The organism is Halomicronema hongdechloris C2206 (assembly GCF_002075285.3).
GTDB lineage: Bacteria > Cyanobacteriota > Cyanobacteriia > Phormidesmidales > Phormidesmidaceae > Halomicronema_B > Halomicronema_B hongdechloris.
On sequence record NZ_CP021983.2, the window covers coordinates 304,924 to 319,821 of the forward strand.

Annotated in this window: 9 protein-coding genes; 5 read left to right on the forward strand and 4 right to left on the reverse strand. The window is 56.8% G+C overall.

What is annotated here, in order from left to right:
• Positions 1–170: 170 nt before the first annotated feature.
• Entirely contained in the window at positions 171–2,888 is a 2,718-nt protein-coding gene (locus XM38_RS01435) for a TIGR03960 family B12-binding radical SAM protein (protein WP_080810912.1), read from the forward strand.
• A 13-nt stretch (positions 2,889–2,901) separates the two neighbouring features.
• Entirely contained in the window at positions 2,902–3,483 is a 582-nt protein-coding gene (locus XM38_RS01440; protein WP_088428883.1) for a hypothetical protein, read from the forward strand.
• On the opposite strand, the gene XM38_RS01445 is transcribed toward XM38_RS01440, so the two are convergent.
• On the reverse strand, positions 3,480–4,646 hold the full coding sequence (locus XM38_RS01445) for an extracellular solute-binding protein (protein WP_088428885.1): 1,167 nt from the start codon (positions 4,644–4,646) through the stop codon (positions 3,480–3,482). The two genes, XM38_RS01440 and XM38_RS01445, sit on opposite strands and share 4 nt — an antisense overlap.
• Before the next feature lie 200 nt (positions 4,647–4,846).
• Between XM38_RS01445 and XM38_RS01450 the strand changes: the two genes are divergently transcribed.
• Positions 4,847–5,209: a hypothetical protein gene (locus XM38_RS01450; protein WP_080810739.1), complete on the forward strand. Its 363-nt coding sequence runs from the start codon at positions 4,847–4,849 to the stop codon at positions 5,207–5,209.
• A gap of 63 nt (positions 5,210–5,272) precedes the next feature.
• On the opposite strand, the gene cobT is transcribed toward XM38_RS01450, so the two are convergent.
• From cobT to XM38_RS01465, 3 genes are read right to left on the reverse strand one after another with little or no spacing between them, the layout of a single operon-like run.
• Positions 5,273–6,412, reverse strand: coding sequence for a nicotinate mononucleotide-dependent phosphoribosyltransferase CobT (cobT, locus tag XM38_RS01455; protein WP_088428887.1), 1,140 nt, complete (start codon positions 6,410–6,412; stop codon positions 5,273–5,275).
• A 17-nt stretch (positions 6,413–6,429) separates the two neighbouring features.
• The gene (locus XM38_RS01460) at positions 6,430–7,245 is read right to left on the reverse strand and encodes a DUF2232 domain-containing protein (RefSeq protein ID WP_088428889.1); all 816 of its coding nucleotides are present in this window, start codon (positions 7,243–7,245) and stop codon (positions 6,430–6,432) included.
• 6 nt (positions 7,246–7,251) lie between these two features.
• Complete coding sequence (locus XM38_RS01465) at positions 7,252–7,956, reverse strand: Crp/Fnr family transcriptional regulator (RefSeq protein WP_080810736.1); 705 nt, start codon at positions 7,954–7,956, stop codon at positions 7,252–7,254.
• A 540-nt stretch (positions 7,957–8,496) separates the two neighbouring features.
• Between XM38_RS01465 and XM38_RS01470 the strand changes: the two genes are divergently transcribed.
• Both XM38_RS01470 and XM38_RS01475 read left to right on the forward strand, forming a co-directional pair.
• A complete protein-coding gene (locus XM38_RS01470) occupies positions 8,497–13,653 on the forward strand; it encodes a hypothetical protein (protein ID WP_137454982.1) in 5,157 nt (1,718 codons plus the stop codon).
• Positions 13,654–13,903: 250 nt separating this feature from the next.
• A complete protein-coding gene (locus XM38_RS01475) occupies positions 13,904–14,866 on the forward strand; it encodes a LysR family transcriptional regulator (protein WP_080810732.1) in 963 nt (320 codons plus the stop codon).
• The last annotated feature ends 32 nt before the right edge of the window (positions 14,867–14,898 follow it).

Consider the following 14,898-nt stretch of genomic DNA (forward strand, 5'->3'; position numbering starts at 1 on the left):
CGATTGTTCATCGCCGCTATGCCGTCTCTGGAATACCTGGCAATACTCTCGGAAATGCTCTCGGAGCAAATGATTCGGGAGTATTTTACTGGCTCTGTTAAGCCGCCAAGGCCCCCGCAGCTATCCGCTATAGTGAAGGCAATGTCGCAAGCATAGTGTGGTTAGTTGTCGTGCCCGTTGCTATCGAATCCCTGATCAATGCGGATGTTGCCAAACCAGCCCGATATTTAGGCAATGAGCTGGGGGCTGTCCATAAACCCTGGCATCAGGCTCAGGTGCGATGGGCCCTCACCTACCCAGAACTCTACGAGGTGGGCGCCTCTAATCTGGGGCATATCATCCTGTACAGCATTCTCAATGCTCAACCTCGGCAACTGTGCGATCGCGCCTATTTGCCTGCTGCCGATTTAGTGACTAAGCTGCGGCAAAGCGGGACGCCTCTGTTTGCCGTCGAGTCCCGTCGCCATCTGCTCGAGTTCGACATTCTCGGTTTCAGCCTCAGCTACGAACTAGGGGCCACCAATCTGCTAGAAATGCTAGATCTGGCTCAGATTCCGTTGACCTGGCGAGAGCGACAGCAGGCGGGTCCCTGGGCCGTAGACAGCGGCAGTTGGCCCCTGATCTTTGCTGGGGGGCAAACGGCTACTTCCAATCCTGAACCCTACGCCGATTTCCTGGACTTCGTTGCCCTCGGGGATGGGGAGGAATTACTGCCTGAGATTGCCCTAGTGGTAGAAGAAGGCAAAGCCGCCGGGCTCAGTCGTCAAGACCTACTGCTCGATCTAGCTCAGGTGCCAGGGGTGTACGTACCCCAGTTCTATGACATGGCCGCCGATGGTTCCGTGTATCCCAACCGCCCTGATGTCCCGGCTCGGGTCGTGCGTCGGGTGGCAACACCGATGCCAGAGTATTCCATCGGCTTAGTGCCCTATGTCGAAACTGTCCATGACCGCCTCACGGTGGAAATTCGCCGTGGCTGCACCCGCGGCTGCCGCTTCTGCCAGCCCGGCATGCTAACCCGTCCCGCCCGGGATGTGTCGCCAGACAAAGTGGTAGACACCATTGAGCAGGGTCTTCGAAAAACTGGCTACAACGAGTTCTCCTTGCTCTCCCTGAGTTGCTCCGATTATCTGGCCCTACCTTCCCTAGGTGTAGAGGTGAAAAATCGGCTGCAACAGGAGAATATTTCCCTGTCCTTGCCCAGCCAGCGGGTTGACCGCTTCGATGAAAATATCGCTCACATTATCGGCGGTACTCGTCAAACCGGGCTGACATTTGCCCCGGAGGCTGGTACCCAGCGGATGCGAGACATTGTCAATAAGGGCCTAACCAACGAAGAGCTACTCCGGGGTGTCAAAACCGCCTATGAGCAGGGATGGGATCGGGTGAAGCTCTACTTCATGATTGGTCTGCCGGGTGAGACCGATGTGGATGTCTTGGGGATTGCCGAGACCGTACGGTGGCTGCGGCAAGAATGTCGCCAGCCAGGACGCAAGGCTCTGGCGGTGAACCTGACCATTTCGAACTTCACCCCCAAACCCCATACCCCCTTCCAGTGGCATGCCGTGTCTACCGCCGAGTTTGAACGGAAGCAAGCCCTGCTTAAAGAAGAGTTTCGCTCCCTACGAGGGGTCAAGATGAATTTCACGGATGTGCGCATCTCGGCCATGGAAGACTTTGTCGGTCGCGGAGATCGTCGTCTAGCCGCTGTAGTGCATCGGGCCTGGCAACTGGGGGCGGGTATGGATGCCTGGTGGGAAAGTCTAGATCGGGCCTTTGCCGCTTGGACCCAAGCCATTGACGAGGCGGGGCTGAGCTGGAAGTATCGGCAGCGAGAGCAGGACTGGAACACGCTGGAGGCAGGCGAGCAGGCTGCAAGCCTGGAGGCTCCCTTGCCCTGGGACCACATCGATACCGGCATCGATAAAGCGTGGCTGCAGGCCGATCTGCGCCGGGCCTTGGCGGCCGCCACTGTGCCCGATTGTTCCTTTGAGGGCTGCTCCCACTGTGGGGTCTGTGGCCCCGACTTCGGCCACAACGTGGTGGTGGCGCCACCGCCAATTCCCACCTTTGAGGGACACTTTACCCCGCCCCAAGAGCGGGTGCAGCGGATTCGGGTGCGCCTGGGTAAGCAGGGCAATCTCACCTTGCTCAGCCATTTGGATTTGATGCGGTTGCTGGATCGAGCCGTACGCCGGGCTGCCTTACCTCTGGCCTTTACGGGAGGGTTTCATCCGGGCCCGCGAATTTCTGCGGCCAATGCCTTACCCCTGGGGGCCACTAGTGCCGGTGAAATCGTCGATTTTGAGCTGACCTCTCCCTTAGCGGTCGCAGCCTTTTGCCAGCGGCTAGGGGCAGAACTGCCCTCGGAGCTCCCTATTCATGAGGCTGCGGAAGTATCTTTGTCGGCGCCGTCGGCGACCAAGGCCTTGGCGCAGGCTGAGTATGTGATCACGGTGGCAGGGGCCGACGAGGTTGCGATCGCACCAGCAGAGTGGGCGGCCTGGGTCGCTGCCGTCAAGGCGGCCGATAGGATAATCTGGGACCATCGGACTAAGTCGGGCAAGTTGCGGCAGGTCAATCTGTGCGATCGCCTCGATAGCCTTGACCCGATAGCGGCTCCGTCTCCTCAGGACCTGCCACCCCAGAGCCACCTCAGCGATCCAGCCCATCAGGCCCTGATTCGCTATGGGGGCAGTTGTCGCAATGACGGCAGCCAACTGCGCCCCGACCATGTGGTCTTCATGCTAGAGCAGGTGAGCCAACGGCCCCTACGGCTCTGTCACATCCATCGTCAACGGCTTATCCTTACTCCTACGCCGGGAGATTCTACCCATGCAGCTGAAATGGTTACGGCCTCGGTTACGGCTTCTTTGGGGACCCATTAATCCTGGAGTGAGGGTGCTGGCGGCTGCGGGCCTGCTCCTAGGACTAGGGATACCGGCCTGGAGTCAGACGTCATCCCCCGGGGCCAGTACCTGCCAGGTAGATATCCTGGGCTCGGAGTTGGCATGGCGGCAATGTTGGCTGGAAGCCACTCCCCTGTTATCCACAGAAAGCGACGCCACCATCGTCGACGAAGACACCCTATCCCTAACGACAATGACCCGGCCCAGCCTCTGGTGGCGTCGAGATCAGCTGCCCTCTCGCTTAGGCGGAGATCGCCTGATCGAGGGCTGGACAGCCTATCACTTGGTCGACCCGACCATGCAGGTCATCGATATTGACATCAATGGACAGGGCTGGCGGATCCTCACCCTGGCGGAGCGTTATGGCTTGCTGACCCAGTTTGGCTCAGCGGCTAAAGCCTACGGCTATAACGTGCGGTTATATCGGGGCAGCGATCAGTTTCGAGAGCGATTGGCGCTGTATGTGTGCGATTTTAGTCACACTCCGGAGCTAGAGGGGCAGACAAGCACAGACTCAGACGCTACGGCCCAAATCCCCTGCAACGCTGAATTGTATGACCCTGGCCAACTCTAACCAGGGCTGCGCATCTCTTGCCAGAGCCGATCGTAGGCAGTTTGCGCCGAGTCCGATAGGGGCTGCAGAAACTCACTGCGGCCATAGAGGTCTGCTGGTGGAAAGATCAACGGCTGCTCCTGTAGATTAGAAGGCAATGCCTGGCGTTGCTGCCCAGCGTAGAGCGGAGACCCTCCCTGACTCAGGAGCGATAGCTGCGCGGCATGGTCAGGCGTGAGGCAAAATTCGATCCACTGTTTTGCTGCCGCAGACAAGGGCAATGGCGCATTGGTGGGACGCACCCACAGATCTGCCGTCAGTATTGTTCCTTCCTGGGGGATTCCGGCTTGAAATTGGCGATATTGGCTCAACTGGGGCAGCAAATCGGTGGACCAGCCCACGATCAACCAGAGATCGCCATTGATTAGGGCTTTCAACCCATGCTCGGAGCTGTATAGCTGCACCTGTTGTTGCAGGGTCTGTAGTCGCTCCGATAGTGCGGCCATGGCCTGCACATCAGGAGAATTGGCCGATTGATTCAGGGCCTTCAGGGCCAGCCCCAACACCAACCGCGGATGATCCGGCAAGGCAAAACGACGCTGTAGATCTGGGTGCCACAGATCTTGCCATTGGCTAGGCTGCCAGCCTAACCGCTGAAATGGCCGGGGGTCGTAGATCCAAATCAAGCTGCCCCATCGGTAAGGGACGGCCCAGATCGCTCCGTCCTCTGCGAATTGACCGTTGCGATCGCGTCGCACCAACTGCTGCCAAGCAGGAGATAGCCGTTGCCAGCCGGGTAAATGCTCTGAGCGCAGTGGTTGAATCAACTGCTCTTGGACTGCCGCCGTCAGCCAATAATCACCTAAGCTGACCCAATCAGGGGCATTCCCTGGGGATGACTCTGATTGCCAGAACCGCACCCAATTCCAAATCCGTTGCCACCGGGGAACCGCCTCTCCAGGGAGCCTCTGCCACCGGCGTAAATCCTGGAATAGCGATAACAGAGAAGGGGTGGCCGTAAACGTAGCCGACGCTTGGCTCTGCCGTTTAAATCGTTTGATCAGTCGGGCCGGGATTGACCCCTCCAACAGCCTCACCTCAACCTCAGGGGAGGCGGGGCCACAGGCCGAGAGTCCTAGGCCAATAGTTGCCGCCACTAACTGCAAAAACGTTCTACGCTTCATCGTTGGGATGCTCACCGTTATTGCCCACTATTAAACCGATATCACAGCCACAGACATTCCTGTCCGTGGCACTCTACTGTATCGTTCGAAACAATTAGTCCTCTTCAGACTGTGAAAGGTTAAATGTTGATTGAGCTATTCAGGGATGTCCGAATCTAGAGCCTAGGATAGGAAGGAACTCATGTGAGATGAAATGTCCTATGGACTCTCTTCAGGAACAGGTTACAGTTTTGACCACCAAGGTAGATGCTTTGCATACCGCCCTGGATCAGGTCAATCATCGGGTCTCTGAAATCCTAAATACCTCCCAACCAACCCTGAACGATGGGTTCACTGATTCGGTGATGGGAAACGATGGTCAATCCACTGTGATTGCCGAGGGGATGTTTGAGCACAAAGATATTCTGATGGATACCACCTACTCAAAGCTGGACCACTCCAGTACAGAAACTCAGATCTCTCCAGAAGTACAGGTGCGAAGACTAACGGCTCAGTTAACTGCCGCCTATAATCGCATTGCGGCCCTAGAAGAGCAGTTGCTGGCGCTACGCAGTCACCATTGAGTAGTTCCCTTCCCGGGGTGATTTTCGTCGACAGTATCCATGACGGGACACCTCCCCTTCATCTCAATCAATTTGTCCCTGTCCCGACATGCCATTGATTCGAAGCGTTTGTTCCCACAGGGCTTCCACGGCAGCCAAAAGCTCTGGCTGCTGCCAGTTTTTGTGGAGATGGGCTGCGATCGCACATCCGCCAGCCCCCACCCCTTCCTTCACAAATCCCTGCTCATAGGCTCGCAGTTGCGGATAATGAGACCTCTCAAAGCTCAACTGAGTGGCGATTAGCGGCACATCTGCTACCTGCACAGCAAGGCCAACCGTGTCTCCACTACCATCTGTGGCCACCCAACGGGTCGTTCCCACGGCAATGCGCTCCGGGGTCCAAGCTAGGCCATGGTAGCCTGCCACTGCCCGCAGCAGCGCGTAGACAGCCAACATTTGGGTCCCCCCCGCCAGCAACACCCCAACCCGTCGACTTGCCGCAATTGCCATCGCCGCCACCACCACCTGCATCGGGTCACCTACCGCCGCCGCCAGTGCCAATGGATCTAGGGCCCCCTCCGTAAAGGCAGGGGATTGCCGCCAGGCAGACAGTCCGGCTTGGGCAACTGCTAACTTCTGTGTATGGTTACAGGTGGGATGGCTGCTGTTGACCCGGTCCGTGGCGTCGATCCCTAACCCCAGTAGCACGGCCAAGGCCGTTGTGGTTCCCCCTACCACGCATTCTCCCAGGACGAGATACCCTGCCTGGGCCTCTCGAGATAACCGCTCCCCCCAGTGCACCCCCCGTTGCCATAGCTGCCGCACTTGAGCCATCGGCATAGCCTCTCCCCCACTCAAACAGCTAGCCACAGGCCCCTGCAAGTCAATCGCAGGAGCGGGTAGAGGGTGAGGCAATCCGGCATTAAATAGCCGCAACGGCAAGTGCTGGCTAGTCACCAGCGCCCGGGTAATGATGGCCGGTGACGCTCCTGCCATCAACGGCGGTAAGGCATAACGAGGGCGAGGATGGGGACCCTTATAGAGAAATTCCGCGTCTGCCAGTGCCGTCTGCTGTCGATCAGCTGGAGTTGCCCCTGCCGCTGAAATTCCGGGAATCAAGCCCGTAGCCGTAAAGCCAAAGACAATGGCAATATAAGGCCGTCGCCAGCGACAGCAATCTAACCATTGTTGTCCAGCCTCAACCTGAGTATGAACCTGGTTCATGGAGAAGGCAAGCGAGGTTAACTCTCCAACAAGACTTGTACCCAACGAGGAGGGGCAGGCATCGGCATCCCCAGTCGTTCTAGCAACAACCCAGCAGCCAGGTGCACGGTGAACAGGTAAACCACATTGCTGATCACTACCATCACCAGCGCCAATCCCTGAACCGTGAGCAGATCAACCTGGCCCAGAACAGCAACGCCGAGTATACCCAGATCAACCAACCGTTCCAGGATCCAATCCAAGATTTGGGCCATTTGATTGATCAAATACACCCAGAGATCTTCGCCGATCAGCATTGATAACAACCAGATGCGGAAGAAAAATCCCAAACTACCTAACAAAGTGCCCACAGCAATCGAAACATACCAATTGGCCCGACGAAACCACAGGTATCCCAGTTGCACCCCCAAGACTCCATAGGGCATCAGAAACAGTAGGCTGCGAGGGGGTCCCATCAACACCGCTAACAATAGGCTGGCCACCAATGCCGACATCCATGCCGCCCGAGCTCCCCAACGCAAATACACCATGGCCATGGGCACCGGGAAGAAGATGCGGAGCAGAGGTCCTGGCGGAAAGTAGGCATTAATTAGCCAGATCAAACTGGCCGTGCTAGCCAAGAATGCCGTTTCCACCATCACTAAGGGACCGGCCTTACTGGCCAGTTGGTGTCTCAAGCGCTGAGTTCCCACTCCCGATGCCGGAGTATAGGTCAGAAATGCCTCAACGTCCTCAAATTCTGCCTCTATCTCCCGGTCAGAAGAACCATCTGGAGACGATGACGACGATGACGAACTGGCCTGAAATGCCCGGTGGGCAAACGAATCACTCATGACTCCTCAAACTAGCAGACGCTCCAGAGCATCAATGTCTGGAATCCGCATAATATCGCGCTCTCGCACGATCAAAGTCTTTTTCTCCAGTTTGCTGAGAACCCGAGTCACTGTCTCTCGAGCTAGGCCACTCAAACTACTGAGTTCTCGATGGGGTAAATTAGGAATCTCAACGCCATTATCCCCCTCTTGCCCCTGACCATCCGCTAGAAACAAGATAATGTCGGCCACCCGAGACATACTGTCCGACTCTCGGAGACGCAAGCGGCGATTTACCTGACGTAAACGCCGAGCCATGAGTTGAGCCAATCGAATACCCGCAATAGGTTCGGTGTGGATGAGATGCACAAAATCGTTGGCTGGCATATTGCCAATCATGGTGGGCACTAAGGTAATCACATCCGTGGAGCGAGGCACCTCATCTAGGGGAGCCATTTCCCCGAAGACTTCTCCCTTGCCCAAAATATTCAGCGTTACCTCTTTGCCGTCTAGATTGTAGGTACGAATTTTGACCCAACCGTCCAAAATAAAATAAACAGAGGATCCCCAGTCATTCTCTAGCAGCAACACCTGGTTAGCAGGGTGTCGACGAGTAACAACCTGAGCCGTTGCCTGCTGCACTGCGGCGTCAGGAATACCTTGAAAGAAAGGAGCTGAGCGGATCAACTCACTCTCTGAGTGATGATCACGAGGGCCGTAGCGAGGGTCCATAGGTTACTACACTAAGTTCTGGTCAGGGAAACGGATTCGACATGCTATTGAGCCGATAGTCATGCCCGCAGCCCACCACTGCCGCTAGAGACAGTCCAGGCTCAGGGTAGCTATGGGTTACTAGCCATGCTTACCATCTCCCTAAGGGAGTCATCAGGTAAAATCAGCAGGTTTACGGATATATTGGCTATCGTTTTCATCCAGGCTGATCAATAGTGGCCGCAGGGAGTCCTCTGGCAAACTTTCCCAGAAACCTATTAACATACTACCCCGGAGATTTCCTCCCTCTGACCCCGGTGCCACCATCGGTCGACCTCTGGGCATCAATGCGCTTAGCCACGAAGTATTCGTCACGTCTAACTAAGGCATTCTGTGACGTTTTGTGTGAGTTGGCCTACACTTTGGGCAATCCCTCGGTTATCGAGGGCAGTAGCTGATGATTTTCTTGGACTTGGGGGCCTTTATATACCGAGGTGGATTTGGTACCACCGTATTGTAGGCGCTAAATGGGTATGCCTTGATGGATTTAAGGTGGGTAAGGTGACAGAGCAACGGGATCAACTCGAGACGCTAATAGAAGATATCGATGCCCTTTTGAAGAAGGCATCTCCTCGGTTTGGGCGTGGTGCCCAGGAGGACAGTCAACAGCGTCAGATCCTGGAGCGAGCCCGCCAGCACATCCTTGATCTGCAGCAATGGATGACTGCGCCGGGAGGGTGGGGACCAATTGATCCTGCCAGTGGTGCCGTTGACCCTCCTGAGGATTCTAATCCGGATCTTACTGAGTCAGCCCAAACCGTGCTACGGGCATTGCTACAAGAGATGCAATACCTGCGCAGCCAGTTCATTCAACCCTTGCGTACTGAGATAGAGACACTGCAGCAGGAGCGGACTGAGTTACTGGAACAGGTGCGGCAATTAGAAGTGGAGCGTCTCAGGCTGCAAGGACAGTCTCCTGAGCCATCTTCCCAGCAGGAGTGGATACAAGTGGTGGCCCACCACCTAGAGGCCTCCTTAGCAGAGCGCCTTGACCGGGCCGTGGCACGCCGGCAGGCAGAGACGAGTAATCGTCCCCTATTAGAAGGTACACCGCCCCAGCCAGCAGAAGCCGACCTGTCATTGCTAGATCCCCATCAGCGCTTGGCTTATGTGAGGCGAGTTCAGGCTGAAGCCGATCAGGCATTGCTCCAGCTAGACAATACCCTCCGGGCTGTCTTTGCAACTCTGCAACAGAACGCACTCAGCTATCAAGATTCCCTAGCTCAGGGATTAGCCGCCATGCATTCCCTAGGTCAACAGGGAGAAGTCACCCTGCGGGCTCTGATCAGTGATTTGGGGCAGCAACTGCGTCAAGAAGTGGCTTACCTAGAGGCAGCAAGCACTGATGAGCAGGGGCAATTGCTAGCGGCTCAGCAGACATCCCCATCCTCAACAGAGCGGCCTGATGATACCGACACCGATAGCATCTCGACGGCGGCAACGGCTGCTGCAGCTCCTGATCTAGACTGGGAGCTGGCCGACGAAGTTGAGTTTGAAGCCGACGAAGAAATTACTCTGTTGCAACTCGATCAGGAAATCGAGCAGTTGCAACTGGACGCTACGGCAGATCCTTCCCTATTGTTGGAAGAGGACACCGAGACAGAAGCTCCTGACGTATCGGAGCCGACTGCCGCTGCCGCTTCAGACTTTCCTGTCGATCCATTAACCGTGTTAGGGCAACTCGATCAGGCGCTCCCTGATCCTGAGCAGCGGGTAGATGTTCCCGACCGCTCCGTTGATGCCACCATTGCCGCTGCCGCTGAAGAGCTTTTCCCGGATGCTGAGGCTGAGGCTGAGGCTCTCTTTGCGGATCTATTCGGTCCAGCACCAGCATCCTCTAGCCAGGATACCGCCACCGCAGCCGAGCCTTCCATTCCTGACAATGCTGATGAGACTACTGAATCATCTCCTGATGACAGCCTGGCCTCGTCACCAGCGGCAGATGACGATCTTTCTTTAGAGACTGACGAGACCGGAGCGCCCTCAACCAGCATAGACCGGCTAGACGAAATATTGTTTGACGAGGATCTCTTGCAGGTGCCCCCTGAGTCGTCGAACGCAGACCATCTTGGCACTGAGATAGATCTATTTGGGGAAGCTACCGCGGCAACCTTAGAGCAGCCTAGGGTTGAGGTGACCGACACCATACATTCTTTGGATCAGCTTCTCCCGAGCGGCAGCCTTGACCGCGATACTAGCAGCCCTTCCTTGGCCGAATCTGAGGCCCTAGCAGCTGAGCCATTTATTCCTGCCAGTCCCGATGAGGACTTGCTCACTACTGAGACTGATACGGAGTCGGCTTCGTCTCCTCTATCCCTTGATCCAGATATTCTGGCCCAGTTAACCGCTGACCTCTCTCGCCTGGAGGGACCATCGGTATCCGCAGAAGATGGTTTGGAATTCTTAGCTGGGGGGCAAGCCCTAGAGGAGGATGACATCCCCGAGCAGCCGACCGATAGAGAACCAGCCCCCCCACCCCCCTCCTCAGCAGCGACCTGGGCGTCAGACTCGTCTGTCTTTGAAACCACTGTGGATGACTGGAAGACGGCTGTGCAGTCCACGACAGATACCCTGCTAGATGAATCGGGGTTGATGGCTGAGGAGCATGAGGCCGAAACACCAAGCGCCCAAGCGTCGGCTCCCCAGATGTCCTCATCGACTGCAGAGGCGCCGGAGTCTGCCCAGCATCTTGATCTTCCGGATGATGACCTAGATCCCCTCGCGGCTCAAGTGTCAGAGGTTCCCTATGGTTCCCCTAGGGCCGAACATGTTATCGATGCCGTGGGGACATCCCAATCATCGACACCTGAACCAAATTCCCCGGCCGAGTTAGATCCGGACACGCTGACTTGGGAGACCTGGGCGGATGCAGCCGCTACACCTACCTCCATTGAAGCCACCGAGGAGGACTTGGCAGAAACCCTGCCACCAGAGGACTGGCTGTCTATAGATACTAGTCCGGTAGCCACGTCAGAGGCGGATCGGCCTGACGAGACAACGGCTGCACCAGAAATAGAGTCATATACCGCTGAGTGGAAGGACCCAGAGCAGATAGGCACTGAGGAAAATCCCGAGTCGATCGATAGTGCCATCCCGGCGGCCTCTGAGGAGACCCGACAGTCAGCGACTACCTCAGCGCCGGAAGGTGAAGCGTCTTGGTCGTCAGATACCTCCTTGGCAGCATCCCCACTGCCAACGACACCCGAGGCAGCCCCAGCGGCTGAGTCCATGTCTGGAGCGGCTGAGATTGACACACACGAAGCACCGATTGAATCGTCAGAGCAGCTTGAGGCCACTCTAGATGAGCAGCCCCTGGTGGAAACCGACGCCGCTGCTCCATGGCCCTCTGTGGCTGGAGAAGCCCGGGAAGAAACAGCGGCAGCTTCCGCTAATGCCAGGGTCGAAGAACCTCTGCCAGAGATGACCGCATTGTCCGGTTCTGATGCTGAGGAGGGCGGGGCAGAGTGGTCAGAGGTGCTGGCGACTGAGAGCGAGGATGATTGGGTAGGGCAGGATGACACCGACTCTCAGGATAGGGAGCCAGCTATTGCTGGTACGGTGCTGCGTTCCCCTAGTCCTGCCACTGCTGACCCCTCGTCTGAGCACTCTGATTCGGTAGAAGAGGCGCGGTTGGATCAGCCTGGGGCTGAAGACGCAGGCGTGTCGGCATCAACCGACGGTGAGCAGGGCGCAACGGGTGAGTCGCGGCTGGAACCACCATTGGCAACGGCGGAGCCAACGCAGATGGCGGCGACCCCGGCTGGGATGAGTCCTGACGCTTCGGCATTGCCTGGGGAGACCTCGGGCGAGTGGTTTTTAGGGCTAGATATTGGTACCACTGGCCTGTCAGCGGTCTTGCTCAACCGGGCCGATGGTCAGGTGTATCCCCTCTATTGGATCGACTCTACTCTGGCAGATAGTGTGGCCGAGAAGATCTTTCGCTTGCCAGCAGTGGTGTCGATAGCGGCTGACTCGGGGGATACCTCGATGCCGTGGCGGGTGCGATCGCATGGTATGGCTGCCTTAGCTGTGAACTGGGCAGAGGAGGCGGCACATCCCTACCGGCTGCTGACGGCCATGAAGCCGCTCTTGCAGCTGGGCATTCCCTACCAAGCCCCTGATACCCAGCACTGGCAACCACAGTTGCCTTGGCCCGAGGGGGACCCGCTGCCCCTGCAGGCGGTGCAGTTGGGACTGCAATCGCTGCTGCAGACCCTAACCCCTAGCCAAGGGACAGCCCTCGTTTTGGGGGCCACAGACCTCGACCAGCAATCGCTACATCAGGCCATATCCCACTTGCAAGGGGTCATCGTCAACTATCCGGCGGCATGGTCTGATACCTATAGTTTCAACCTGCGGGAAGCGATTCTGGCGGCGGGATTAGTCTCGCAACCCGATGCCATCTACTTCATCGAAGATGCGATCGCAGCGATTCTCTCTGGCCTGCCGGATCCGGACCGCCTCGCCCCGCCCCAAGTTCAGTCCCTGAAGCAGCAGAACCTTTACGGCGGCCAATGGCACGGTGGCACCGTCGTCATCAGTGCTGGGGCCAGCCTCAGCGAAATTGCCGTGGTCAACCTGCCCCACGACGCCGAGGCCCTGAGTCGAGAAGATTTTGTCCTACAGCGGCTAGACTATGGCGGCAATGCCATCGATCTGGACATCATTTGCCAGCTCTTGCATCCCAGTGAGCGTCGCCAACCAACCCAGACATCTGCCGCCCCCGATCCAGATGACACGGGTTGGGGCTGGCAGGCAGCCCTGCCAGAGCTGGCCCATACCCCCTGGAGTAGCCTAGGGCTCTCGCAGCTATCCTTACCCCGGCCAGGGGACCCGGACCTGGAGATGCGATCGCAGCTGCAGCAACGATTAGAATCCTCCTTATTGGGGCAAACCGTCTTGGAAGCAGCCCGCCACCTGAAGCTAATCCTGCAGCACCAATCCCAATTCAACCTGGTCCTAGGGAATCAATGCTGGCAAGTGCGGCGCAAAGAGCTAGAGAGCCAAATCTTACTGCCCTATCAACGCCGACTCAACCAGGCCTTGAATCAGCTGCTGAGTCAAACCGGACTGAGCAATCAAGCCATTAACCAGGTCATTTGCACCGGTGGTACCGCCTCCCTTAAATTTCTCAGTGACTGGCTGCGACAAAAACTCCCGAACGCCACCATCATCCAGGATACTTACCCCAGCAATCGTCCCCCCAGCTGCAGCCGCGTAGCTTATGGGTTAGTCAATCTAGCCCGATATCCCCAACTGCTGGAAAAGACTCGCCATCAATACAGCGACTACTTCCTGCTGCTGGAGCTGTTGCGCACCTTCCCCGATCAGCCGATGCCGCTGGCTGGCATTGTCCATTTGCTCGAGCAACGGGGCATTAACATCCAAGCCTGCCAAGACCACCTCTTCGCACTGCTGGACGGACACTTACCACCAGGCCTACTGCCTCCACCCCAGTGGAGTAGCCATCAGCCTGGCCGACTACAGGCCCTCAGGAGTGTTCCCCTATTTAGCCGCGGGTCGGGCCAGATCTATGTCCCTAACTCAGCCCAGTGTCAGCGACTTTGGGACTATCTCCAGCACATCTTGGCCAATAAGCGCCAGCCCCTGCAAGAGCCCCTCGTGATTCCCCTGTGGACCATGGCCCCAGTCCCCTGATCAATCCGAGGGGATTAAACCATAGAGGAAAACAATAACGGTGCCATCTTTGATAGAATTGAATCTATGGGAAATGGTCCAGGTAGGAGGAGACGAGCCACCTTGCCTTTACCAGCTATCCCTGTCGATTACCGGGTTGATCAGACGGCTGTAGTCAACGGGGACTGCATCCAGATCCCAGGCTAGGGAGCTATCTGATACTCACCCGCTCAACCAACCAAGACATTGGCCAATCAAGGGGGACGTACCGTTGATTCATGCAACGCTACATCAACTGAAAGTATTTGAGGCAACGGCCCGCCATGGCAGCTTTACCCGCGCTGCCGAGGAGCTCTTCTTAACCCAGCCCACTGTCTCGATTCAGGTCAAGCAGCTGACAAAAGCAGTTGGGTTGCCCCTGTTCGAACAAATCGGTAAGCGCCTCTATCTCACCCAAGCCGGCCAAAAACTCTTGGAGACCTGCCAAGAGATCTTCGCAGGGCTGGATCAATTTGAGATGTCAGTGGCCGACCTCAAGGGCCTGAAACAAGGCCAGCTCAAGCTAGCGGTCATTACCACCGCCAAATATTTCGTGCCGCGGCTACTCGGTCCCTTTTGCCAGCGCTATCCCGGCGTTGACATTTCCCTCAAGGTGACCAATCACCAGCATATTCAGGAGCGCATGGCTAACAACGAAGACGATCTTTACATCATCAGCCAGCCCCCTGAACAACCCGATCTCAAGATTTATCCATTCTTGGAAAATCCTTTAGTGGTCATCGCTCCCAAAAATCATCCCCTGGTCGGCAAATCTAATGTCGCCATCCAAGCCCTCAATGATGAGCCCTTTATCATGCGGGAACCGGGTTCAGGGACCCGGCATGCGGTTCAATCTCTCTTTGCCAAGCACAAGATAGACGTGCGGGTACGCTTGGAGCTGGGCAGCAATGAAGCCATTAAACAGGCCATTGCTGGCGGTCTGGGGATCTCGGTCCTGTCGCTCCATACCATTATTTCCGAGGGCACCAGCGGCGAATTTGCCATTCTCGATATCGACCATTTCCCCATCGAGCGGCAATGGTATGTGGCCCATTTGGCCGGCAAACAACTCTCCGTAGTAGCTGACACGTTCTTGACCTACTTGCAAACAGAAAGCCATACCCTGGCCGAGAAATTCTTACCGGGCATCAAACCAGCTAAGGCCAGGCAGGGCAACCTCTCGAAGGCATCGTAGCCGCCGTTGCCTGGCATCTCCTGGTTCGGTGC